This window comes from Polymorphobacter sp. PAMC 29334, assembly GCF_019431245.1.
Lineage (GTDB): Bacteria > Pseudomonadota > Alphaproteobacteria > Sphingomonadales > Sphingomonadaceae > Polymorphobacter_B > Polymorphobacter_B megasporae.
The window spans coordinates 1,390,212-1,413,371 of the sequence record NZ_CP080243.1 but is presented as its reverse complement, the minus strand read 5'-3'; the positions used below and the strand labels follow the sequence as shown (position 1 = coordinate 1,413,371).

Annotated in this window: 20 protein-coding genes; 15 read left to right on the top strand and 5 right to left on the bottom strand. The window is 62.7% G+C overall.

Going from position 1 to position 23,160, the window contains the following annotated elements:
• The first annotated feature begins 1 nt into the window (after position 1).
• The 12 genes from KZX46_RS10630 to KZX46_RS10575 all read left to right on the top strand — a co-directional run bounded on the left by KZX46_RS10630 (position 2) and on the right by KZX46_RS10575 (position 13,524).
• A complete protein-coding gene (locus KZX46_RS10630; RefSeq protein WP_219776551.1) occupies positions 2-1,273 on the top strand; it encodes a dipeptidase in 1,272 nt (423 codons plus the stop codon).
• 24 nt (positions 1,274-1,297) lie between these two features.
• A complete protein-coding gene (locus tag KZX46_RS10625) occupies positions 1,298-3,031 on the top strand; it encodes an amidohydrolase family protein (RefSeq protein ID WP_219776550.1) in 1,734 nt (577 codons plus the stop codon).
• Between the two features lie 1,608 nt (positions 3,032-4,639).
• Positions 4,640-5,776 (top strand): zinc-binding dehydrogenase, encoded by a 1,137-nt coding sequence (locus KZX46_RS10620; RefSeq protein ID WP_219776549.1) that lies wholly within the window; start codon positions 4,640-4,642, stop codon positions 5,774-5,776.
• 87 nt (positions 5,777-5,863) lie between these two features.
• The gene (locus tag KZX46_RS10615; RefSeq protein ID WP_219776548.1) at positions 5,864-6,481 is read left to right on the top strand and encodes a YceI family protein; all 618 of its coding nucleotides are present in this window, start codon (positions 5,864-5,866) and stop codon (positions 6,479-6,481) included.
• A gap of 3 nt (positions 6,482-6,484) precedes the next feature.
• Positions 6,485-7,087 carry a cytochrome b gene (locus tag KZX46_RS10610; RefSeq protein WP_219776547.1) on the top strand — a complete coding sequence of 201 codons (603 nt, stop codon included), beginning with the start codon at positions 6,485-6,487 and terminating at the stop codon, positions 7,085-7,087.
• On the top strand, positions 7,084-7,644 hold the full coding sequence (locus KZX46_RS10605; RefSeq protein WP_219776546.1) for a YceI family protein: 561 nt from the start codon (positions 7,084-7,086) through the stop codon (positions 7,642-7,644). Before KZX46_RS10610 ends, KZX46_RS10605 begins: the two co-directional genes overlap by 4 nt.
• A 124-nt stretch (positions 7,645-7,768) precedes the next feature.
• A complete protein-coding gene (locus tag KZX46_RS10600) occupies positions 7,769-9,004 on the top strand; it encodes an amidohydrolase family protein (RefSeq protein WP_219776545.1) in 1,236 nt (411 codons plus the stop codon).
• 282 nt (positions 9,005-9,286) lie between these two features.
• Entirely contained in the window at positions 9,287-10,327 is a 1,041-nt protein-coding gene (locus KZX46_RS10595; RefSeq protein WP_219776544.1) for a hypothetical protein, read from the top strand.
• A gap of 424 nt (positions 10,328-10,751) precedes the next feature.
• On the top strand, positions 10,752-11,210 hold the full coding sequence (locus KZX46_RS10590) for a transposase (protein ID WP_216711671.1): 459 nt from the start codon (positions 10,752-10,754) through the stop codon (positions 11,208-11,210).
• Between the two features lie 29 nt (positions 11,211-11,239).
• Positions 11,240-11,569: an IS66 family insertion sequence element accessory protein TnpB gene (tnpB, locus tag KZX46_RS10585; RefSeq protein ID WP_226895846.1), complete on the top strand. Its 330-nt coding sequence runs from the start codon at positions 11,240-11,242 to the stop codon at positions 11,567-11,569.
• Positions 11,570-11,650: 81 nt separating this feature from the next.
• Positions 11,651-13,258, top strand: coding sequence for an IS66 family transposase (locus tag KZX46_RS10580; RefSeq protein ID WP_219773920.1), 1,608 nt, complete (start codon positions 11,651-11,653; stop codon positions 13,256-13,258).
• Positions 13,240-13,524: a hypothetical protein gene (locus tag KZX46_RS10575; RefSeq protein ID WP_219776543.1), complete on the top strand. Its 285-nt coding sequence runs from the start codon at positions 13,240-13,242 to the stop codon at positions 13,522-13,524. Before KZX46_RS10580 ends, KZX46_RS10575 begins: the two co-directional genes overlap by 19 nt.
• Positions 13,525-13,575: 51 nt before the next feature.
• On the opposite strand, the gene KZX46_RS10570 is transcribed toward KZX46_RS10575, so the two are convergent.
• Positions 13,576-14,094 carry a hypothetical protein gene (locus tag KZX46_RS10570; RefSeq protein ID WP_219776542.1) on the bottom strand — a complete coding sequence of 173 codons (519 nt, stop codon included), beginning with the start codon at positions 14,092-14,094 and terminating at the stop codon, positions 13,576-13,578.
• Between the two features lie 229 nt (positions 14,095-14,323).
• On the opposite strand from KZX46_RS10570, the gene cas5 reads away from it, so the two are divergent.
• Positions 14,324-14,434: a CRISPR-associated protein Cas5 gene (gene cas5 / locus KZX46_RS23490; RefSeq protein WP_219776541.1), complete on the top strand. Its 111-nt coding sequence runs from the start codon at positions 14,324-14,326 to the stop codon at positions 14,432-14,434.
• A 600-nt stretch (positions 14,435-15,034) separates the two neighbouring features.
• Here the strand turns inward: cas5 and istB are convergent.
• The 3 genes from istB to KZX46_RS10550 all read right to left on the bottom strand — a co-directional run bounded on the left by istB (position 15,035) and on the right by KZX46_RS10550 (position 19,317).
• Positions 15,035-15,766: an IS21-like element helper ATPase IstB gene (gene istB / locus KZX46_RS10560; RefSeq protein ID WP_304610430.1), complete on the bottom strand. Its 732-nt coding sequence runs from the start codon at positions 15,764-15,766 to the stop codon at positions 15,035-15,037.
• Positions 15,766-17,280 carry an IS21 family transposase gene (istA, locus tag KZX46_RS10555; RefSeq protein ID WP_219776540.1) on the bottom strand — a complete coding sequence of 505 codons (1,515 nt, stop codon included), beginning with the start codon at positions 17,278-17,280 and terminating at the stop codon, positions 15,766-15,768. The genes istB and istA overlap by 1 nt, the downstream gene beginning before the upstream one ends.
• A 1,686-nt stretch (positions 17,281-18,966) precedes the next feature.
• Positions 18,967-19,317, bottom strand: coding sequence for a hypothetical protein (locus tag KZX46_RS10550; RefSeq protein ID WP_219776539.1), 351 nt, complete (start codon positions 19,315-19,317; stop codon positions 18,967-18,969).
• 184 nt (positions 19,318-19,501) lie between these two features.
• On the opposite strand from KZX46_RS10550, the gene KZX46_RS10545 reads away from it, so the two are divergent.
• Both KZX46_RS10545 and KZX46_RS10540 read left to right on the top strand, forming a co-directional pair.
• Positions 19,502-20,377 carry a LysR family transcriptional regulator gene (locus KZX46_RS10545; RefSeq protein WP_219776538.1) on the top strand — a complete coding sequence of 292 codons (876 nt, stop codon included), beginning with the start codon at positions 19,502-19,504 and terminating at the stop codon, positions 20,375-20,377.
• 114 nt (positions 20,378-20,491) lie between these two features.
• Complete coding sequence (locus tag KZX46_RS10540; protein ID WP_219776537.1) at positions 20,492-20,632, top strand: DNA sulfur modification protein DndB; 141 nt, start codon at positions 20,492-20,494, stop codon at positions 20,630-20,632.
• A gap of 502 nt (positions 20,633-21,134) precedes the next feature.
• On the opposite strand, the gene KZX46_RS10535 is transcribed toward KZX46_RS10540, so the two are convergent.
• Positions 21,135-23,102, bottom strand: coding sequence for a DUF4365 domain-containing protein (locus KZX46_RS10535; RefSeq protein WP_219776536.1), 1,968 nt, complete (start codon positions 23,100-23,102; stop codon positions 21,135-21,137).
• Positions 23,103-23,160 lie beyond the last annotated feature (58 nt).

The window sequence follows — 23,160 nt, the reverse complement described above, 5'->3', positions numbered from 1 at the left end:
GATGAACGGTTCCACTTGGCGTGCAGCTGCGGCGCTGCTCCTCCTGGCAACATCGCCCTTGTGCGCGGCTCCGACAGAGGACGCGCGTATCGCGAAGATCCTCGCCGCGACGCCACTGATCGACGGGCACAACGATTGGGCCGAGGTGCTGCGCGAACGCGAGGGCGACGGTCGCTGGACGATCGACCTGACGCATGGGCTGGAGATGAGGTCCCCCCCATACAACACCGACATCGCCCGGCTGCGTCGCGGCCACGTCGGCGGGCAGTTTTGGTCTGTCTTCGTGTCGGCAGACCTGCAGCCGCTGCAGCAGGTCGAGGAGACGCTCGACCAGATCGACCTCGTCAAGAACTTCGTCGCGCGCTACCCGCGCGACTTCGCGCTGGCACGCACGGCCGCCGACGTCCGCCGCATCCACGCGAGCGGACGCATCGCCTCGATGATCGGCGTCGAAGGCGGCGGCCAGATCGACGCCGACCTGTCGGTCCTGCGCGCCTATCATGACCTCGGCGCAGGTTATCTAACGCTGACGCACGTCAAGACGCTCGCCTGGGCCGATTCGGCTACCGACGATCCGGTTCATGGCGGACTGACGCCATTCGGCGTGGCGGTCGTCGGCGAACTCAACCGCCTCGGCATGCTGGTCGATCTCAGCCACGTCAGCGAGGCGACGATGCGCGCGGCGCTGGCCGCAACCAAGGCCCCCGTCATCTTCTCGCATTCGAGCGCACGCGCGCTCGACGATCATCCGCGCAATGTATCCGACGACGTCCTCCGGCTCGTCGCGGCCAATGGCGGCGTGGTCATGGTCAACTTCGCTCCCGCCTACGTCTCCGACGCCTACCGGCTCTGGTCGGCGGAAGAGGCCGCCGAGAAGACGCGGTTGAACGCGCCACCGTACGGCGGCCTCTACATCGGCCAGCCCGACAAGGCGCAGGCGGCGATGGCAGAGTGGCAAAAGGCGCATCCCGCGCCGCCGGTCACCTTGGCGATGGTCGCCGACCACATCGATCACATCGCCAAGGTCGCGGGAGTGGATCACGTCGGCCTGGGCAGCGACTTCGACGGCGTCGGCTTGGCGCTCCCTGAGGGCCTTGGCGGGGTCGATACCTACCCGGCCCTCCTTACCGAGATGGCCCGCCGCGGTTGGCGCGATGCCGATCTCGCCAAGCTCGCCGGCGGCAACATCCTCCGTGTCATGGCGGCCTCCGAGGCGGTCGCCGCGTCGCTTGCCGGCAAGCCGCCGTCGACGGCGCACTTGCCCGATCACTGACCTCTCACAATCAAGGAGATCGAGATGCGCCCGGCATTGCTTTCCGTCCTGTTGCTCGCCACCGTTTCGGCGACGACCGTGGCCGCGCCGCAGCCGACCTACGACGTCGTCATTCGTGGCGGTCAGATCTTCGATGGTTCGGGAGGTGCGCCATTCGTCGGCGACGTGGCGGTCACCGGTGATCGCATCGCCGAAATCGCGCCGCACGTCGCCGGTCGCGGCAAGGCCGAGATCGATGCGCGGGGGAAGGCCGTGGCGCCGGGATTCATCAACATGCTGGCGCATCCCGAAGAGAGCCTGATGGCGGACGGCCGCGCCCTATCCGACCTTGTCCAGGGCGTGACGCTCGAAGTCATGGGCGAGATCTCGATGGGGCCGATCAATGAGACGATGCGCAAGGCCGCGGTCGAGGAACAGGGCGACATCCGATATCCTGTCGATTGGACGACGCTCGACCAGTATCTGACGATGTTGCAGAAGAAGGGCATCTCCCCGAACATTGCGTCATTCGTTGGCGCGGGCACGGTCCGGACCTACGTCCTGGGTGAAGGGGATGTCCGGCCGACGCCCGGCCAGCTGACGACTATGCAGGGCCTGGTTCGGAGCGCGATGGAAGACGGCGCGCTCGGGGTGACCGACGCCCTCATCTACAACCCCGCGGTCTATGCGAAGACGCCGGAGCTGATCGCCCTCGCGAAGGTCTCGGCGACCTGCGGCGGCATGTATATCGCCCACATCCGCAACGAAGGCGACCGGCTCGGGGCGGCGGTCCAGGAGACGTTCGACATCGCCGAGGCCTCGGGCGCCCCGGCCGAGATCTACCACTTCAAGCAGGCAGGCCGCGACAACTGGGGGAAGCTCGACAAGGTCGTCGCCATGATCGAGGCCGAGCGGGCCAAGGGCGTGCGCATCACCGCCGACATGTACAACTATACCGCGGGCGCGACGGGGCTCGACGCCGCCATGCCGAACTGGGTTCAGGAAGGCGGCTATGCGAAGTGGGCCGAACGGCTCAAGGACCCTCAGATCCGCGCACGTGTTGTCGCCGAGATGCGGACGTCGCACCCGACGACGTGGGAGAACATGTATGCCGGGGCTGGGCCGAAGGGCATGGTGCTGCTTGCGTTCAAGAGTCCGGCGCTGAAGCCGCTGACGGGCAAGACGCTCGCCGAGGTTGCGGCGATGCGCGGCAAGTCGCCTGAGGAGACGGCAATGGATCTCGTCGTCGAGGACGGCAGCCGCGTCGGCGTCGCGTATTTTCTGATGACCGAGGACAACGTCCGCCGCGAGGTCGCGCTGCCGTGGATGAGCTTCGGGTCCGACGCGGGAGCACCGTCGCCCGGTGGCGCTTTCAAGCTGTCGAAGGAGCATCCACGCGCCTACGGCAACTTCGCCCGAGTTCTCGGACATTACGTTCGGGAGACGCATGACGCGACCCTGCCCGACGCCATCCGGCGGCTGACGAGCCTGCCGGCCGACAACTTGTCGCTGCCCGACCGCGGTCGCCTCCAGGTCGCCAAATATGCCGATGTCGTTGTTTTCGATCCAGTGACGATCTCGGATCATTCGACCTACGAGAGGCCCGACCAACTGGCGACCGGCGTGTCCGACGTGCTCGTCAACGGGATGTTTGCCTTGCGGGACGGCAAGCCGACCGGTGCTGCATCGGGTCGAGTCGTCCGCGGGCGGGCATGGACAGGCGCACCGAACGGCGGTTGTCGTGAGGCAGCGTCCGAGTGGACGTGGATCGGCGACTGACGGCAAGAGCGACGGCGCGTGCGTGGCGGATGTTAGAAAACGTCGATGATACGACCAAGCCGGTCTGCGGATACGGCGCCGGCGACGGCGGCGGTCACAGTCGCGATCCGACCGGACTACGCCGCCTTGATTGCCTTAGACCCGGAGGATTGCCTTCGACACCTCGCGGCTAATGAAGGATGATGCGTCTCCGGTTGCAATCCCGGGGTCCTTTGGATCTGACCCGGATCAATCGCCTCGCTGGCCAATCCCCGCCAACACTGCACGCTCAGGACGATCTGCTCGGCGCTCGGGGTCAGGGGCATTCCCGCAGGCAGCCCCCGCTCGCTGCCGGGTATGGATCGAAATTACGTAGCCACCGGCTTTCTTTTGGTCGGCTCGCGGATCAGCTCATCGGCCGCGAGCGATGGCGCGATCGCCCGCGCCAGGTTGTGAATAGAGAACCAGAGACGATGGCACCGACGGCGGCAGTGCCCACCAGCATAATTCCCATTTCGAAGATCACCAGCGACCCCACCGTTCGAACACAATGTTTTGACTGCGTTCTCCTGTGGTAAAATCCTCTTTTGCACGGCACGAACGTCGAGCTGTTTGAGTTCAAACAGGGTCCGGTCGTCCGGCAGCAAACCGATCGTCGGAGACAGCGGCTCGATAATCGGAGCCGAGGATGTCAGTCGAAGCAGGCACAATGAGCTGCGGTTTGAAGTGTTCGGTCTCGATCCGTAACGCACGGCAGCGCGAGACGCTGCGCAAGCGCATCAGCACAGGTCAAGTGTGAGCTTGCGTCAACAAAAGACCCGCACTTTGCAATCTGAGTTGATCGGTGGATTGATGACCTGTCATCAAGCCGCGACCCTCGATGCCTGACCCGACAATGTTTCTTTCCGGACAGTTCCGCCCCAATATTGAAGGGAAAAGCCGGCGACGCGCCTGAGTGGAGCGACGGTCTTCACGAGGCTAACGAACACCAACTCACTGGTGCCGAACACCGCGTTTCTATGATGCTTATGAAAACGAGGCGCAATTTAGTGGTGAAGGATACCATGTCATTGGCAGCGACACGCCCCAGTCCTGCTCCGTCCGGTCGCTCGCCACGTCCGCTGACCCGGCCGCGCTTAGGCGATCTGCCCAGTCGTTGTTGTTGGTAGTCGCGTTTCACGCGGTCAACGTGGCGCAGGGAATGCACGCGGCTTCCGCAAAGAAGTTCTCGCTTCGAATTGATTCGTTCCGCCTTGAGCAGCGCGAAGTCTGCAAGCATGCCGTTCTCGCCGTCGGAGCCTAAGCCTCAGCCCTGACACGGATGACGAACGACTTCCCGAAAAAGTTGGATAACAAGTTGACGCGCTGGCGCTCTATTTAGTCCGCTACCACTTTTGTGCCAGCATTTCCTCCGGTTGCGCTGCGTTCGCTCCAACGCAACGGCAAGTTGCGAAAATCAGGACTTTTCACATCTTCATGCAGTGGCGATCTTAGGGGTTAGCAACCGCCTCGCCGTCCTCCTACGGCGCGCTTGTCGCACCATGAAAGTGTAGCCATGTGTCAACCTTCGACGGCCGAGCGCAGTCTGTCCGCCGAGTTCTCGGCTGAACCCCGGCTCGCCGGTCAGTGATGGACTATCGGCAAAGCCCGAACCTTTCGCTTCGCACCAAGGTGTCCTCGGATCGGCTTGAGGTATCGCTCGAAGAGGATGACCTCGGAGAACCGCAGAACGACGAAATCGTTGTCCGGGTAGAGGCTAGCCCTGTGAATCCGTCCGACCTCGGGCTGATCTTCGGCGCCGCGGACCCCAGGCGGGCGATTGTCAAAGAGGCGGGTGGCCGGCGCCGTCTCGTAATTCCACTCGACGAACGCCAAGCCGGTGCGATGGCCGCGCGCCGTGACCTGTCGCTGTGTCCCGGTCTGGAAGGCGCGGGGACGGTCGTGGACGCGAGTAAAAGGCACGAAGCGCTTATTGGGCGTACAGTCGCGATATTCGGCGGCGGCATGTACTCTCGCTTCCGCCGTATCTCGGTTGACGATTGCCTTTTGTATCCTGAGGGGACGGCTCCGGCGTCGTGCGCCTCGAGTTTCGTAAATCCGCTCACCGTACTGGGCTTTCTGGAGACCATGCGCGACGAGGGGCACAAGGCGCTGGTCCATACCGCCGCCGCATCTAACCTCGGTCAGATGCTGGTGAAGGTCTGCCTTGCCGACGGGATCGACCTAATCAGTATCGTGCGCAGTCCAGAACAGGCTCGGCTGTTGGAAGCCATCGGCGCGAAGCACGTGCTGAATTCCAAGGACGAAGGTTTCAGGGGACGGTTGAAGGATCTCGTCAGGGAAACAGGAGCCACGCTGGGCTTCGACGCGATCGGCGGGGGGCCGCTCGCCTGTGACATCCTCACTGCCATGGAACGCGCGTTCACCCCGAAGACGTTCTCGATGTACGGCTCTGTCGTCAACAAGCAGGTCTACGTCTATGGAATGCTTGACTCGAAAACCATCGAGATCCGTCGCACCGTAGGTGCCGCTTGGGGAGTCGGTGGTTGGCTGATGATGAACCGAATGGCGGCTTTGGGATCGGCGCGCGTCGACAAGCTCAAGCAGCGCGTCGTCCGCGAGATTGACACATCGTTCCGGTCGAACTTCAATGCCACGATCGGCCTCGAGGACATGGTCGACCCAGAACTGGTGATCAAAATGATCGGGCTCGAGACGGGTGCCAAGTACCTTCTCGATCCGTCCTTAAATGGACCCCGACCCTGAGGGTCCCATTTCCCGTCGATCTTTGGTTTCAGCTATCTCCCAATTGGCAAAATTCCGCCTGCTCAATCATATAATCAGGACAGCAACATGAATATTCGCGTTATCGTCGGTAGCCTGACGGCCTTTGCGGCAGCCCTCGCTACGCAGGGTCTTGCTCAGCAGGTCGCTTCGACCAGCCCCGCCTCCGTGAAGGCCGGGACATACAGCGTCGAGCCTGGCCACACGCAGGTCACCTTCTCCGTCTCCCATTTCGGGTTCACTGAATACAGCGGCGTATTCTCTGGAGCGTCCGGCTCCCTTCGAATCGACCCCGCGAGTCCCGCTGCAGCAAAGCTCGACGTGAGCATGCCGGTGGGAACCGTGCAAACCACGTCCGCGAAGCTCGATGGCGAGCTAAAGGGGGACCAGTGGTTCGACGCCGCGAAGTTCCCGACGGCGACTTTCGATTCTACGAAGGTCACTTCGGAGGGCCCCGGTCGCGCGACAATTGCAGGTAATTTGACACTACACGGCGTCACACGCCCTGTGATCCTGCAGGCCCAGTTCGTGGGTGCCGGCGTTAACCCGCTCGACAAGTCCGAGACGATCGGCTTCTCGGCCACGGGAACGATCAGGCGCTCGGAGTTCGGCGTGACGAAATATGTCCCGCTGGTCGGCGATGAGGTCAAATTATCGATCGCAGGCGCCTTTACGCGCGCAAACTGATCGATGAGGCCGAACCGTCCCCGCGAGCGCTACGACGCCGTCGCCATATTCCTGCACTGGACGATGGCGGCGGGGATCCTCGTTCTGATCGCGATCGGGCTGGTGATGACCCACGCGTCACTGTCGCCTGCCCGAACATTCGGACTTTACCAACTGCATAAATCAATCGGAATAACTATTCTGCTGGCCGCAGGGCTTCGGCTGGCATGGAGGCTTTCGCACGGGCAGCCAAAGCTAGCCGACAGCCTTCCCTGGGAAAAAATTGTGGCAAGCGGGGTTCACCGGCTGATCTACGCTCTCCTCTTTGCCCTGCCGCTGTCCGGTTGGGCGGTGGTCTCTGCGTCGCCACTCGGGCTACCGACGTTTCTGTTCCGCGTCGTGCCGTGGCCGCATCTGCCTTTCCTCAGTGATTTGACCGACAAGTCCGCCGTCGAGACGATGTTAGCGTTGGTCCATGCATGGGGTGCTTATGCCTTTGCGGCGATCGTTGTGCTCCACGCGGGTGCGGCACTCCGCCACCGCTACGTGCTCCACGACGACGTGCTTGGCCGGATGCTGCCTTGGCGTCCTGCACGATCTGCCCCCGGCGACGAGGCATTGTCATGAACCGCTACGCTCTTGTATGTTTCGCCGGCGCAGCACTTGTCGCGGCCACGCCGGCGTTAGCTTCCGACTGGACGGTCGATCCGGTCAAGAGCCGCATCGCATTTTCAAGCACGCAGACGGGGACGCGCTTCCAGGGTCGATTCGAACGATTCAACGCCGCCATCCGGTTCGACCCTGCTCATCCCGAGATGGCCCGGATCGTCGTACTGGTCGATCTCGCAAGCGGCAAGACCGGAGACCAGCAGCGGGACTCCGCCATGCCGACGGCGGATTGGTTCGATGTCGAACATTCCCGAGTCGCGCGGTTCGAGGCCACCGGGGTCAGGCGAGCGGGTCTGGACGGCTATCTCGCGCAGGGCACTCTAACCTTGCGGGGTCAGACGAGAAGTGTCGCTCTACCGTTCAAGCTGCAGATTGTCGGAAGGGTCGCGCACGCCACCGGTCATGCCCAATTGACTCGGACCGCGTTCGGCGTCGGCCAAGGTGCGTGGGCAAGTGGTCAATGGGTCGCTCTGGAGGTCGACGTCGATATCGATATGGTTGCGTCGAGGAAGTGATGTCAAGGCAGGGTAGGCTCGTCCTTGGCGCTCCATAAACCTCTCTCAGTCCTAGCGATCAACACAGGTATGCCAGATAAATTGTCGTGATGGGTTTTCTAGATTCTTTTTCTGTGAGGTTAGCATGACTGATACAACAGACCGCTGCTTCGATCTGGTCTTTAACAATGCTGTAGTCTTCGACGGCGTTGACGTGTGCAACGGAACAATGAGCGTCGGTATCAGCGATGGTGTCATTGCCAGGATTTCGAGCGGGCAACTTACCGGCGTCAGGACCGTCGATGCCAGCGGACACTGGCTTAGTCCCGGTCTGATTGACTCACACGTCCACATGTTCGATCCGATCAACTGCGTCGACGAGCCTTCGATGGCTCGGTATCTTGACGAGACGCTGCCAAAATACCTGCGGGCACTTCTCGAAAGCGGCGTGACCACGATAAAGTCGGTCGGCGACCCCGTGCCTGAGCTGATCGAAGCCCGGCGAAGGCTCGCGGGGGGCATCTATACGGGACCCAACTTGCTCATGACCGGAACGGGGATCAGCGCCGCGGGCGGTCATCCCGGTCTCACGATCTACGGGTCTAACGAATGGTATAGACGGCGGGCAGTCGGCGAAGTCGAGACCCCGCAGGACGCGCGCGCGCGCGTCGGAGAGATGGCGGACCTTGGCGCGGACGCGATTAAGGTGCTGTACCAAGGAGGATGTCCTTGCCATGGCGGTACGGATTATTTGTGGCACGGGGTGGTGCCGATCGTGCGTCTCAAACGAACGGCACTCGAAGCGGCAATCGACGAGTCGCACCGTCGGGGCCTGAAGGTGACCGTTCACACCTTCGAGGAGGACCGCGCGATCGAGGTGCTGGAGGCAGGAGCAGACGGCCTCGAGCACGGCGTCGTCGGGCAGGACTTCGCTGACGATCGCCTCTTGGAGCTTCTGCTCCGCAACGACGCTTCTTACATTCCTACGTTATGGATCTACTCGACGCCTGCGTCGTATCGGAACCTCGCCCGCGTGCGTGATGCCGGCGCACGGATCGTGCTTGGCACGGATAGCTTTTCACCAGAGATAAGGATCGAGGGAATCGATGCCGGATACTACGGTTCCAATTCCATCGTCGAAGCCGAACGGATGGCCGAGGCCGGGCTCGCCCCGATCGAAGTCATGCGCGCGGCGACGAGCGCCGCGGCTATCCACCTCGGCAGAACGGACCTCGGCATCGTGGCCGACGGAAAGCGCGCCGACCTGATATTACTCGCCGGCGATCCCACTGCAAATCTGGGTGCGCTGAAAAATCCAATCATGGTGATTTCCAACGGCCGGGTCGTTCACGAGCGCGGATCGGCCAAGAGCAGTTCTTAATTTGCGGGGCCATAACGACGATTGGACGGCTGTATCCGGCGGTCCGAGAGGAGCCATCTTCCTTGGCGTTCTGAAGCGTAACCGCGTAAAAAGTGAAGAAATCGTCGCTTCGCATGAGGTCCCACGCTCTCATGTCATCGCTCCATCTCTGCCCTAATCGCTCGTTTTCGGAGCGGCGGAAAACGGTCACCGGTTGCTACAGCGCAATTGGAGCTCTCGATGGCAAGCTGTGCGTTTGAGGCCCGCCGGCTAATGGTCGCTGGCGTAAGCGAGGTCAGGTCCGTGCAACACGTCGCTGGCAGGGACTCTGCAGCAGTCGCAATCACCTCGCTGCGGCCAGCCTTGCGTTCAACTGCCAATCTTTTGCCGATTACATTCGTTATCGCCTATCCTTGGCTCCTTCGAGCGTTCCACGCCGCGATCAGTGACGATCGGCGTTTGCTTTCCGTCCTGTTTCTAGCGCTGGTCTTTGCCGTTCCAGCTGTATGCGGCCTGTTCGCGTGGCGACTCGCGCAACTACGCGACCCGACGGTCCGCGACATCCAGTTCCGCCGCTTGAACTATCTCGGCGTAACGGCGCCCACCATGTTCGTGTTTCTCGGAGTTCTACAGTCGCTAGTCGGAAGTCCGCTGCCCGATGTGCTGACGTGGACGGTCGGCTGGACGATCCTGAGCCTTTGGGCAGCGAAAAGCTCGTCCCTACGGCTGCACGACCGGGCGACACCTGCGGTGGGGAGTTGGCGCGTCGCGCACGGCATCATCGCCGCCGTCGTTCTCGCCTACGTCCTTTTCCACATCGGCAACCATCTCTTCGGGTTGGTCGGTCCGAATGCCCATCATGATATCATGGAGGCGGGACGATATGTCTACCGTGCCCGTTTGATCGAGCCGGTGCTGGTTGGCTTGTTCGTTGCGCAGGTCGTCATCGGCCTCCGCCTGGCATGGCGTTGGACCGCAGTCAAAGGCGACTTCCACCGCGTCTTCCAAGTCGCCTCGGGCCTGTATCTGTCCGTCTTCATTCTGGGGCACATGAACTCGGTCTTCATCTATGCGCGGACCGTTAAGAGGATTCCAACGGGCTGGGACTTTGCTACCGGGGCGCCGGGCGGCCTGCTGCACGATGCATGGAACATCCGTTTGCTCCCGCATTATGCTCTGGGAGTGTTCTTCGTATTGGCACATCTCGCTTCCGGGCTAAGGATAGTGTTGCTTGCCCACGGCGTCCATCGCTCCGCCGTCGATGCCCTCTGGTCTGTTGGCGTCATCGCCAGTGTCGTTGTCTCTGCTGCGATCATCGCTGGAATGTGCGGCGTGCGAATTTGAAGTGGGGCGGGTGTAACCGGAAGGATGGCGAAGCTGACCAATCAATAGCACACCGCTGCGATGATAGATCTACTGGGGTAGATCAGAGATCGTTTCAGTGTAACATTCTGCGGCCGGATCGTAGGTCGTGCGCCATGCATCAAAGCTCCTCTGTCCCGGCCGTCCCCGACGTTTTCAATCGTTACCAAGGAGTCGCAGCCTTGCACTGTAAATAAACGTGGAATTGGGACCCGCGATCGGCGTGCAACAGGGGCTCCGACGCACTTTTCAAGAAAGAGACGGTCATTTTGCGCCGATCAGCCTGGCTTGCAGCAGATCGAGCGCCCCACGACGATACATCGTAAGCGCTGTGCTGACCCCGCCTTGCTCATGACGGCGTAACCCGCGAGTCCTGCTTGTCCCAGGGGCTGGCGGTGCTGATGCTATGATGATGTCATGTGACGATGCTGGCTCGATGGGCGGTCGTGCGGCGCGGATCGAGGTTTTCACCGGCACGAGGCGGCGTCGGCCATGGTCCGATGATGAGAAGGCGCAGATCGTTGCCGAGAGCTATGCCGGCAACGGCATCACCGTCTGTGACGTGGCGCGTCGGAACGACATCTGCCCCAGCCAGCTGTTCACGTGGCGGCGGCAGCTGCGCCGCCCGGTGGAGCCCGCCGAAGCGCCATTGTTCGTGCCGGCGATCGTCGAGCCTGAAGAGGTTCCATCGCCGCTACCCGCAACATCGGCGGCCAGATCTCCGCGACGACGTCGGTCTGCCCGTCGCGGCAGTATCCCAGCCCCGATCGAGGTGAGCATGGACGGCATTTCGGTGCGGATCGGCCGCGGTGCCGATGCGACCCTGATCGCGGCGGTACTGGATGCGCTGAAGGGCAGCCGTTGACGGCGCCGGGGCCAAGCGGTGCCACCCGCGTGCTGGTCGCCACGCGGCCGGTAGATTTCCGCAAGGGGATGGACGGCCTGGCGGCGCTGGTGACGGCCCAGCTCGGCGGCGATCCCTTCTCCGGCGTCGTCTATGTGTTTCGGGCCAAGAAGGCCGACCGGGTCAAGCTGGTTTGGTGGGACGGCACCGGCCTGTGCCTGATGGCCAAGAAGCTGGAAGCCGGCGCCTTTAGCTGGCCGTCTGTTCATGACGGCGTGATGCGGTTGTCCGCCGCCCAGCTCGCCGCACTCGTGGAAGGTCTGGACTGGCGCCGGGTGCATCAGGCCAGACGCACGAGAGTGCCGCAGATCGCCGGCTAAGCCACTGTGCCTGCGGTAGATTGACTCATATCGGCGGTAGCCCTCGACGCGCGTGCGCGCGCGTGATTCACTACCGCTATCATGCTCGCCGTAGCTGATCTTCCCGACGATCCCAAGGTGCTCCGCGCCATGATCGTCGCCGCCCACGCCGAGACGGCGCGGCTCATGGCGAAGGTGGAGCACGCGACGGCGGAGGTCGCGCGCATTAGCGCCGAAGCTGAGCAGAACGCCGTCGTCCAGGCTGAAGCCGATGCCGAGATCGCTCGGCTGAACAGCATCATTGCCGCCTTCATGCGTCACCGGTTCGGTCCCCGCTCGGAGAAGCTTGACGACGACCAGCTCGAGCTGGTGCTCGAGGATCTCGGCATCGCCCTCGCCAAGGTGGAAGCGAAGCTGGATACGATCAGTTCACCCAACGCGCGCGCCGAGAAGCAGCGCTGTACCAACCGCGGCCAGCTGCCGGCGCATCTTGAACGCGTCGAGCAACTGATCGACGTCGACAGCAAGCAGTGTGCCTGCTGCGGCGGTGATCTCCATGCCATCGGCGAGGATGTGGCCGAACGCCTCGACGTGGTGCCGGCAGCTTTCCGGGTGCTGGTGACCCGCCGTCCGCGTTATGCGTGCCGTGCCTGCGACGGCCAGGTCGTGCAGGCGCCGGCACCGCCGCGGATCGTCGAAGGCGGGCTGCCGACCGACGCGCTGGTCGCGCAGGTGCTGGTCTCCAAGTACGCCGATCATCTGCCGCTCTACCGCCAGGCCCAGATCTACGCCCGTCAGGGCGTCAACCTTGACCGTTCGACATTGGCAGACTGGACCGGCCGCGCCGCCTGGTGGCTGACGCCGCTGCGGGATCACCTGCTTGCTGTCCTGAAGCGGGGACCAAGGCTGTTCGCCGACGAGACGACGGCACCGGTGCTCGATCCAGGACGACGACGCACCAAGACCGGGCAGATCTGGGCCTATGCCCGCGATGATCGACCATGGGGCGGCACCGATCCGCCGGCGGTGGCCTTCATCTACGCGCCCGACCGCAAGTCCGAGCGGCCACTGGCACATCTCGCCGGGTTCAGCGGCATCCTGCAGGTCGATGGCTATGCCGGTTACAACAAGCTCGGCCGCCGCAATGACGTGGCGCTCGCGTTCTGCTGGGCCCATGCGCGCCGCAAGTTCTTCGAGCTCGCCAGGGCCGACGCCTCACCAACGGCCACCGAGGCACTACAGCTGATCAAGGCGCTCTACGCCATCGAGGACGAGATCCGCGGGAAGGACGCCGAAGCCCGTCGCGCTTTGCGGCAAGAGAAGAGCGAGCCGATCGTCGACGCGCTGTTCCGACTGCTCACCGCCCGGCTCCCCCTGGTCAGCGCCAAGAGCAAGCTGGCCGAAGCGATCCGCTACGCTACCTCGCGACGGACCGGCCTGACGCTGTTCGTCGAAGACGGCCGCGTTGAGATGGACAGCAACACCGTCGAGCGGACCATCAGGCCCATTGCCCTTAACCGCAAGAACGCCCTGTTCGCCGGCTCCGACGACGGCGGCGACAACTGGGCCGTCATCGCCAGCCTCATCGAGACCGCCAAGCTCAACGCCGTCGATCCACTCGCCTGGCTCACCGACACCCTCGAGCGCCTTGCCCGCGGACACTCCAGCCAGAACCTCAATCAGCTCATGCCGTGGAACTTCCAAGCCTGAAGGGCCTCGGCACATCGCTTACGATACATCTGCTGTTTGATCAGATGAGTTTGGTGAATTGCCCATCGCTTTGGCAACTCGACGACCGGGAGACGATGGCCGCAGACAGCCGCAATCTCACGCGCGACGCCGTTGGCATAGGAGGCAACAAGACTGGCCCGTCCGTCGCCGATCCACGGGTCGAGTTTAGCTCCCGCTTTCCATCGGGTAATGACGTGACAGCGATCGATGATGATTTCGCGCGCATCGACCAGCGATGGGAGTAAGCGTCCGCCGAGATACGTAGCTCGGAGCACCGCGTCGAAAACCGGGAACGATTATTTTGCGGAGAGTATTCCATGAATGCCCTGCGCGATTGCCGCAGCCATATCGACACAAAGGTAGCCCACGACAGTGAAGGCGAAGGCGCTGAGGGTCGGCTTCGCAAACGTTGAATCCGCGAGGCATTCAAACCCCCAAATTAACATGAGCATAACTGAAGAAATAAGCAGGGCAATTTTGACAGTGTACCAAGCAAAAGCGCGACGCTTCAGTCGATCAGTCGTTAGTCGAAGCATTGCAGGTGACCAGACAGCCACCCGGCCTCCGAAAAGACAGCTGGAGGCTGCTCTAATTTTTTGAAGCCAGCGAGGCAATGAAATGCCTACAGTGGCAAAGACAAGGGCAAGGAAGAAGGCGATCATGGGTGTGTGATCGAGTGTATACTGAAAAAGATCACCTGTTCGCAGCGAGAGACTAAGCACCACACCCGTCCATACCAACGCGATGAGCGAGATGATCCACAGAGGTCCTCGCAAGGCACTTCGGCTCAAACGGGTCAGAAAAGAGGAATCCATATCTCAGATTCTGGCACGACAGACCACGACATGCAATTTATTGTGAGTGCTGGCTCTTTTGACAATCTCGGCGCAATCGGCTGATCTTCATCTCGAGTGACAGGCCAACACGGCATCCCGTCGGAAGCGTCTGAGCTGCGATTGCGCCAGCGACGACCAATAGGCCGCCGATCTCACGAAGGCGCTGACGCGCGACTGCTCAAGGCGGCGTCGACTTAGATCTCTAAAAATGTCACTCGCCGCCGCGAGTTGGCGTCGGCCATCAACCACCGGTTACGCGGCCACCTTCGGCCTCCCGCGCGGCGCGAACTGCTTCAGACGACCGTCGCGGAATGAGTGAAAGAGAAACATTGTCCGGGTTTGCAGTCATGCGGGTGGCGTTGAGCCTATACCTGCGGAGAAATCGTGGCGGGTAGAGGCCGAGCCGCCGAACCTTTGGAGGAACCCGCCGACTCAGCCGAACCCGCATGTGCGGCGACATACCCCGTCAGTCATCCCGGCGATGCGCGGCGACCTGACCGACCAGGAGCCATCGACCACTCGCAGGGGATGACGCCATCCGATGGATAGACAAGGAGATTTGAAGATGGAAAATTCGGAAGATGATTTCTGTGCGCGTGCGAAGCTGGAATTCCTGACGGCGTCCGATCCTGCCGTTCGGAGGAACATGATGCGGCACACGGCAGCATTCAGGATCTTGCTGACTGGTCGTAAGGAGGACTCAGAGGATCTGAAGATCGTGATCGGAGCCGGCTTCGGCATGTCCGATGCGTCTGAACTGAAGTATCAGAGTGTCAATCGGCGTGGGAACGGGGACCGGGATCGGCACGTAAAAGGGGACCACCCTCGCGCTGTCGTTCTGGGGGATATTGGTGGAGGGCGTAGCCCGGAGCCGATATCCCCAGAACGACAGCCTCGTTGGCACCGGCAGCGACAGCGCTCAGCTTCGGTTCTTGAACCGCCAGCTCTCGTTGCCTGTCTCGACGATGTCGCAGTGATGGGTCAGCCGATCGAGCAGCGCGGTGGTCATTTTGGCATCGCCGAACACGGTGGGCCATTCTCCGAACGCCAGGTTGGTGGTGACGATGACCGAGGTGTGCTCGTAAAGTCGGCTGATGAGATGGAACAGCAGCTGCCCGCCAGCGCGTGCGAACGGCAGATAGCCAAGCTCGTCGAGGATCAGGAGGTCGAGCCGCGACAGATGCTCGGCTAGCTTGCCGGTGCGGCCCTGAAGGACCTCCATCTCGAGCCGGTTCACCAGATCGGTGGTGTTGTGGAAGCGGACGCGGGCACCAGTGCGGATGCAGCTGCGCGCGATGGCGATACTCAGATGCGTCTTGCCCGAGCCCGTCCCGCCGACCAGCACGACATTGCGCTGGTTGGCGAGGAACGCGCCGGTGGCGAGATCGCGCACCAGCGCTTCGTTGATCGGGGTGCCGACGAACTCAAAGTCGGCGACCTCCTTGGCGAGTGGCAGCTTGGCGATCGTCATCTGGTACTTGATCGAGCGGGCATGCTTGTCGGCGATCTCCGCCTGCAGCAGATCGCCGACGACGCGCTGAACGGGATACTGACGCTTGATCGCATCGGCGATCACCTCGTCATAGGCCTGGCGCATACCGGCGAGCTTGAGGTCGTCCATCAGCTCCAGGATCTGGTGGCGCTCCATCATCACGCCGCTTCACGAAGCGGGGTCAGCAGGCGATCGTAGCGGCCTGCATCGGCGATCGGCTCGATCTCAAGCCGCAGGTGGTCGGGTGTTGCGATGGTGGGCTCCACCGGCGCTGATCGGGACCGGGCCAGGATGTTCAGCACCACATCGGCGCTGGCGACCCCATCCGCGAGCGCTTCGGCAGCGGCGTTCTCGACGGCGTCGAGACCATCGACGGTAATGGCGGTGAGGATCTTGACCATCTGGCGGTCGCCATCGCCGATCTCCTTCAGGCGGCTGCGCAGACGCTCCAGCCCTGGCGGCAGCGCAAGCTGCTTGAACGGTGCGCCGTTCCTCAGCGCGCCCGGCTTCTTCGCCAGCACCGGCACGTAATGCCACGGATCGTAGATCGTCTGATCGCGACCGTAACGCCGGGCATGCTCGGCAACGATGTCATCACCCTGACGGATGACGATCCGGTCGGCGTAGGCGTGAACCTCCGCCGGGCGGCCCAGCGCGCGGGCCGCGACCGAGTACTTGTTGTAATCGAACCGCACGAGCAGCGTCTTGGAGACGGTCGCGGTCAGCGCATGGAAGCCATTGAACTCCGTCGTCGGCAGCCGCATCAGCGACGCCTTCTCGTCTTCGAACACATCGGCGACGGTCTGCTCGCGCAGCTCGGGATGACGATGGGCCTTGGCGTGTTCGATGCAGCGATCGAGCAGCCAGGCGTTCAACTCCTCGTAGCTCGCAAAACGCAGCCGCGGGGTGAAGAAGCGCTCGCGCACTAGGCCGACCTGGTTCTCGACCTGTCCCTTCTCCCAGCCAGCTGCCGGCGTGCAGGCGGTCGGCTCGACCAGATAATGGCTGCACATCTGCAGGAACCGCCGGTTGAACCGGCGCTCCTTGCCGAGGAACACCGCGTCCACCGCCGTCGACATATTATCGTAAATGCCGCGCGTGCAGACACCGCCGAAGAAGGCGAACGCTCGTGCATGCGCGTCGAACACCATCTCCTGCGTCTCGCGCGGATAGGCCGCCACGAAGAACATCCGGCTGTGGGAAAGCCTGACGTGCGCGACCTTCACTGTCGTCGTCACGCCCGCCATCACGATCACTTCGTGGCTCCAGTCGAACTGGTACGCCTCGCCAGGATCAAAGCTCAGTGGCACGAACGCGGTCGCCGTCCGCCCAGCTTCCTCGCGTTGCCAGCGACGGGCATGGCGGCGAACAGAATCGTAGCCGCCCTCAAATCCGAGCCCGCGCAGCACCTCGTATAACCTGATCAGCGTCAGACGTTCGCGGCGCGGCTTGCGCTCGTTCTCCGCCAACATCTGCTCCAGCGCGGCCGCGTGGCCGCCCAGCTTCGGCTTAGGCTCCGCAACCCGCGTATAGGCGAACACGGGCTCCTCGGCCTCGATCGCCTTGCGCACCGTCTTGCGCGACACGTGCAGTCGACGCGCAATCTCCCGCACCGAAAGCTTCTGCACGAAATGCGCGCGCCTGATCCGTCCTATCGTCTCCACCGTCGTCATCCTCCACCTCGTCGCCAGCCAACACAGCAGGCGAACATAGATGACCCGATGGGTGGTCCCCGTTTAGGTGCCGATTACCGGGTCAGGTGGTCCCCAATCTCACGCCGAAACACACCATACCGCCAAAAAGCGACGCCTGCAGCATGCGCGACTTGTCCCGATCGGAGGCACCCCAGATTGCATCTTCAGTCGGACGCCGCTTGCGACGTCCATGCCGAGGCGGTTGCTCTTCCTGCGATTTCCGCACCGCCGATCGAAGACTTCGTCAGGCGGCGATCGGCTTATCCTTCGATCCGCCGACCGTGACGGGAAACGCGGGTTCGCACCTGGCTCGGATTCGGCCCAATCGGAACAGGCGTTCTCCGGCAACTATGGCACGACGTGGGAGACGAACTTCATCAACTGCTACACCCGGGTCAGCGGCTGAGCCCGAACCATGCGTTTCTCCGCACTTGTGCTTCTCAGCATAAAAGCGGTCCCCCCCCCCCGGCCGAACCGCTGACTGCGGCCCGGACGTATGCGACATGAACGACTAGCCCGGAGGCCGTCGGTGCTCGCGAGGGTCGCCCCGGACGGCTCGTGAATGCGACACGCAGGCCCTCGTCACAACGGCGGGGAATCTGGACCGGACCGAGCGTGATCCAGCGGTTCTTGAGACCACGGGCGGCTCTTCGATAGTGGCCGAAGTCTCTCATGACTCCGCATTCACCATCGGGCAGTCCCAAAACCCCACACCTAAGGATTTGCAATGACTCCTTTCCGTCTCGCGTAGGTCTGTCTCTTCCTTGGCGCCGCCGGCTCACTGCCGCGACCGTCGCTGGCGGCCGCGCAGACCCCTGAGGTAGCCGCCGCGCGTGACGGGCAAGCCGACTTCGACTTCGATCTCGGGGTCTGGACGACGCACATCACACGCCGCCTGCACCCGCTGTCCGAATCAGACGAATCCTTGTAGCTGACGGGGACTGTCACCGTCCGCAAGATCTGGGACGGACGCGTCCAGCTTGAGGAGATCGAGGCGGTCGGTCCGAAGGGGCATTGGGAAGGGATGACGCTATTCCTCTATAATCCCGACGCGCGGCAGTGGAGTATGAACTTCGCCAACAGTTCCAGCGGCATGCTCGCTACGCCCGTGATCGGAAGCTGGTCGAGGGGCCGTGCTGAGCTGTTCGCCTCAGACACGCTCGACGGGCGTTCCGTTCTGGTTCGCGCGGTATGGTCGGACATCAAGCCCACGTCGCACACCTATCAGGAGTTCTTCTCAGCAGACGGTGGAAAGACATGGGCGCTATCCTCACCTCGAAGAAGACGAAGCAGAAACTGTGAAAGGCGGTCGCGATCCCGCGACATGGCCGACGATGCGCTAGTCTAGCGCACCGAGCGGCGGCGCCTGGAAGAAGCCAAGGGTGAGCGAGAACGTTCCGCACAGCGCGCGAGACTACGCGCATGACGTCGCGGAGGTGATTCTGCGTGTTCCTTGACGCCCAAGCCGCACCACCAACCCGTCGAGCGTCAGTCTCAAGGACAGCGGTGATCCTCACCGTCAACTTGATGATCAACAACGTCACGCAGTCGCGCGTGCTTTAGAGAAGACCGAGCGGATTTCTTTTGAACAGGAACGCGGTCTATCCTTGGACTGCCTTGTAGGACACCGGGCAGATGGCTGCCGCCCCGCGTCGCATCGGCGGTCTACTGACTGACATCCAGCAGCAGCAGGTCCCGCATGCCGCGCAGCTGCGCGGTCGAACCGAGCACTATTTCGATCGGCGGTTTCCACCACAGACCAGGATTGTTCGAGCGCACCCAGTCCGCCAGATCCGCTGTGTTGATCGAGGCGCTGACAATCGAGTCGATATGCACGATCAGCGCCATTCGCGTCGCGATCTCCCGCGCTGTCGCACTGATGCCGTGCGCCGGCGGCCAGGGTATGCTGCCCACGAGAAGGCCGTCGGCCTCGTTCCCCGTGAGCCGCCAACGGTCGACCACGTCGACGTATCTCTCGACCAACGGACGTTCGGAAGCGCACAACATCATCATCATCGTTCTCCTTAGGGGAACAATGAACTGCCAAACTTGCCATGTCAAGAACGATAATTATATTTGTTCTCCCTCTGTGAACGCAAACCGCGAGCGGACGCGTCCTTTATGCGTAGCGGTTGGGAACATGGAGCCGAAATGCTAGGATGCGGTGTGCCGATCCCGGCGCAGCGTCGGCGGATCAATTTTGGGCGACAGATTCGAGGATCTCAGGACGTTCGTCGCTGTGGCCGACGCCGGCGGGATCACGTCCGCCGCCAAGGCCCTCGACGTCGCCAAGTCCGCCGTAAGTCGGCGCGTATCGGAACTCGAGCAGCGACTCGGGGTCAAGCTGGTCGAACGGACGACACGCTCCTTTGCCTTGACCGCAGCCGGCCGTCGATACCACGTCGAGGCGCACGATCTGCTCGAATCGCTGGCTCGGCTCGATGCAACCGCCGGGGACGTTGCGCCCAACGAGCGGGTGCGCAGATTGTCGCTCGTTGCGGTGCAAGAGGCGGGCCCGGCGCGCGTGGGTGCGGCCGTCGCCCGTTTCCTCGACAAGCACCCGGGCTCACCCGTCGATCTTACGCTCCTTCCTCAGGGCGCTTCAAATCCGGCGGCAGGCGACGCGGACGTGGTCATCGGAGGTCCCGGCGGCAAGGCGCCGCGTTCGGCCCGCCGGATCGCTGGGACCGCTATGACGGTCACCGCGAGCCGCGGTTACCTCGCCCGGTCCGGCAGGCCGAAAGTCCCGGGCGACGTCGCCGCGCACCTTGGAATCATCTCGACGATGCGATCGGGCGTTCCAGCATGGATGTTCCGCGATGGCGTCACCGTCGTGCCGCAGGCGGCGCTGACGACCAGCGACGACGCGGCAGCGCTTGCTGCCGCACTCGCTGGGGCCGGTCTGGTCTGCCTTCCGACCGATGCCGTCGCCGGCGAGATCGCGGCCGGTAGGCTGGAAGCGCTATTCGAAGACGGCATGGGTGAACCGCCTAGGCTTTGGCTAAGCAACGAGGGCGGCACGGCATCGGCAACGCTGGCGGACAGCTTGGCCGCAAGCCTTACCGGGACTTCCTGAAAAAGACACCGGGTGAGCGGCTCAGGTCGCGCAGACACAAGGTCCGCCGGTGCCAACCCTGCATCAATGATGTGATAACTCGACGGTTCCGCGGGACCGTCGATGGAGTGGAAAATGGACAACAGCCACAGATTCGCCGCGATTCGCGGCGTGCAAGCCGCGCGTGCCGATTATGTCATAATGGTGCCGCTGCGCACCGTGGAGAGACTCTTTCGTTTCGACGAAGCCGATCTGCCGCCGGAACTCCGGGCGTAGCTAGGCACCCAAAGTCTCCCGCGTAGGAGCGACTAGCGGGTAGCGGGCCTATAGCCTCCCGCCTTCTGCATCCGTAGTTACAAGGAAACGTCCGGATTGGCGTGCGTGTTCGCCCCGGATGATTGTCGACAACGATCATCCCGAGGCCGCTCCGACGCGGAACTCGATCGCCAGACAGCGGATCTCGAGCTCGCTGGAAGACGCAGTTCATGGCGACGTGCCACCGCGATTGGACAACGCGTCTTCCACAATGACGAATGTGTCGAGTGGCGGGTTGCGACGTTTCATTTCGGCAGCGCCCGGTTGCGTAAGACAGCCGTCCATTCCACTCGCCTTCCGAGCGACGCCACGTGCTAGCGGGCGCAAGTCGTCAGTTTGATCTCCGGCCGTCTGATCCGGCTTAGGGTTGATGGCGGACTTTTGCTCAGGTGGGCGATAAGATGGTAAGATCTCCGTTCAAACCTGCTGTCATCGCTCGGCCGGGTCCGACCAATGCGCATGTTCAAATCAAATCGATCGACCGATCCAGATCCAGAAACGGGATCTCGCGCCGGAGTTTGTCGGCGAGTTGATGATCCGGAAACCGCGCGACCGCTGCGCGCCATACGACTGCAGCTTCAGTTATGTCGCCATTGTTCCAGTGTAGGCCGCCTAGATTGAACATCGCCAGGTCGTATTCCGGATCGAGCGCCAAGGCGCGTCCGTAGGCATCGATCGCGGCCGGGATACTCCCGAGTTTTTCGTGCGCGATAGCCACTTGGAACCAGCTCATCGCATCGGCCTTGACCGTCGTCGCCTGCTCCAGAAGTATCGGCAGGCTCTCCTCGGCACGGCCTTGAAAGTTCAAGGCGGTGCCGAGGCAATAGCCATAGTGCCCGCCACCCATATCGAACGCCCGCCGAAAGCACGACGCCGCCTCGATCCAGTCACCGTCTCGCTGAGCCCAATGGCCCAGGCGATCCCATAGGAATGCGGCATTCTTGGCGCCGAAGCGGTCGATGTTCAGTTCGAGAAATGCACGCATCCCAGCGTAGGTCCGACCGATATCCACCCCGTGTTCGCGGGCGTGGAACGCCACCCGGAACAGCTCCCACATCGCCTGGACGTCATGGGGATGCGAGGCGGTGAAACGGACCCAGAACGAAAGGGCGCGCCGTGCGTTCTCCGGCGTCGTCCGACCGAAAGTCCGGACCTGCCGGGCGCACCATGGCCATATCCACGCCTCAGCTTCGGCGCGGGCCAGCAGGTTGTTGATCTCCCTGAACGCCGCCCGCCCGTCGTCCAGATTGAACAGGACGTTGACTTTCCATCCGTGAGCCGAAGCGCCGCGTTCGGAGCATCCATCGGCGAAGTCCGCTCGGTCGAAATGCTCCAGAGCCTCTTCGTAGCGTCCGATGCGCACGAGGTGGCAGCCTAAGGCATTGTTGGCCTCCGGTAGATCGGGATCGAGGCGGAGCGCCTCGCGGTAATGGACGACGGCCTCGTCCTCGGCACCGAGTCTCTCGATGCTGGTTCCGAGATTCTTGTGGAGCTGAGCCGCCATCCTCGGATCGGCCATGAACGTCGGGTCTTCCAGCGCCATGCCGTAGACCCGCCTTGCCTCCGTCTCGTCGCCGAGCGCGGAGTGAGCGTTCCCGATCGTGTAGTGCAGGCTGCCACGCTGATGCATGCCGCGTCGCAATTTGCCTTCGAAATGTCCGACGGCGGCTTCGACCCGCACCGACGACCGGCGACCATCCGCCATGCCGAGGTTGATCTCAGCCATATAGCAGGCGTCCATCACGTCGTCGGCTATGCCAATGACGGCGGCAAACCTGTCGAAGGCGACGCTGATGACGTCGTCCGCCCGCGCTTCGTAAAGTTCACGCAGCAGATCAGCGGCGGCCTTTCGGTTCGAGGGAACGTGGATCTCCGGAACCGCGCGCTTGAGCAATGTCGGCAAATCCGCCGCAGGCGACAGGATGTGCTCGACCCGCCCGTCGCGTGATGAAACCGCCCCGGCTTTGACCAGTGCCGCGAGTGATCGGAGCGTGTCGACGGTCAACTCGTCGCGGAAGGTGACCGTGAGCGTCTTCTGCGCCGTCCAGTCGGTGTCGGAATGGTCATACTGGCGGAGGACGTCTTCGACGGTGCAGAAGCGGAGGGAACATGTGGGCACGTGGTAGCAGACGTAGAAGCTGTGGGGTTGCATCATCAAGTAGTTGAGATTGGTCCGGCCGATCCCGATGCTTACCGATCCGTCGGCGTTCAGCGTGCGCTCCGTGCCTTTGACCTGCACGTGGACCCGGACGTTGGTCGCACGCTCCTCATCGACGACTTCCAGCTGGCAATCCGTGCCATAGTCCTTGCGATCGCCATTTTGGAGGAGGAACACGCCGCTTTCCACAAGACGCTGCTGGAATGCCGCGACGGCCTGCTGCTCGACAACGTGGTTTCTGTCCCGTTTCGGTAGATCGTCGAAGTTGCTCATCCCGTCGGACGTTCTACGGTATCATCGACGACTGCGCTTGCGCTTTCGCGCGGACACA

What these genes read in the sequence shown, in the direction of transcription:
- KZX46_RS10630 (WP_219776551.1), top strand. Translation starts at nt 2, where the DNA reads ATGAACGGTTCCACTTGGCGTGCAGCTGCGGCGCTGCTCCTCCTGGCA.
- KZX46_RS10625 (WP_219776550.1), top strand. Translation starts at nt 1,298, where the DNA reads ATGCGCCCGGCATTGCTTTCCGTCCTGTTGCTCGCCACCGTTTCGGCG.
- KZX46_RS10620 (WP_219776549.1), top strand. Translation starts at nt 4,640, where the DNA reads ATGGACTATCGGCAAAGCCCGAACCTTTCGCTTCGCACCAAGGTGTCC.
- KZX46_RS10615 (WP_219776548.1), top strand. Translation starts at nt 5,864, where the DNA reads ATGAATATTCGCGTTATCGTCGGTAGCCTGACGGCCTTTGCGGCAGCC.
- KZX46_RS10610 (WP_219776547.1), top strand. Translation starts at nt 6,485, where the DNA reads ATGAGGCCGAACCGTCCCCGCGAGCGCTACGACGCCGTCGCCATATTC.
- KZX46_RS10605 (WP_219776546.1), top strand. Translation starts at nt 7,084, where the DNA reads ATGAACCGCTACGCTCTTGTATGTTTCGCCGGCGCAGCACTTGTCGCG.
- KZX46_RS10600 (WP_219776545.1), top strand. Translation starts at nt 7,769, where the DNA reads ATGACTGATACAACAGACCGCTGCTTCGATCTGGTCTTTAACAATGCT.
- KZX46_RS10590 (WP_216711671.1), top strand. Translation starts at nt 10,752, where the DNA reads ATGATGATGTCATGTGACGATGCTGGCTCGATGGGCGGTCGTGCGGCG.
- KZX46_RS10580 (WP_219773920.1), top strand. Translation starts at nt 11,651, where the DNA reads ATGCTCGCCGTAGCTGATCTTCCCGACGATCCCAAGGTGCTCCGCGCC.
- KZX46_RS10570 (WP_219776542.1), bottom strand. Translation starts at nt 14,094, where the DNA reads ATGGATTCCTCTTTTCTGACCCGTTTGAGCCGAAGTGCCTTGCGAGGA.
- cas5 (WP_219776541.1), top strand. Translation starts at nt 14,324, where the DNA reads ATGTCACTCGCCGCCGCGAGTTGGCGTCGGCCATCAACCACCGGTTAC.
- istB (WP_304610430.1), bottom strand. Translation starts at nt 15,766, where the DNA reads ATGATGGAGCGCCACCAGATCCTGGAGCTGATGGACGACCTCAAGCTC.
- istA (WP_219776540.1), bottom strand. Translation starts at nt 17,280, where the DNA reads ATGACGACGGTGGAGACGATAGGACGGATCAGGCGCGCGCATTTCGTG.
- KZX46_RS10550 (WP_219776539.1), bottom strand. Translation starts at nt 19,317, where the DNA reads ATGATGATGATGTTGTGCGCTTCCGAACGTCCGTTGGTCGAGAGATAC.
- KZX46_RS10540 (WP_219776537.1), top strand. Translation starts at nt 20,492, where the DNA reads ATGGACAACAGCCACAGATTCGCCGCGATTCGCGGCGTGCAAGCCGCG.
- KZX46_RS10535 (WP_219776536.1), bottom strand. Translation starts at nt 23,102, where the DNA reads ATGAGCAACTTCGACGATCTACCGAAACGGGACAGAAACCACGTTGTC.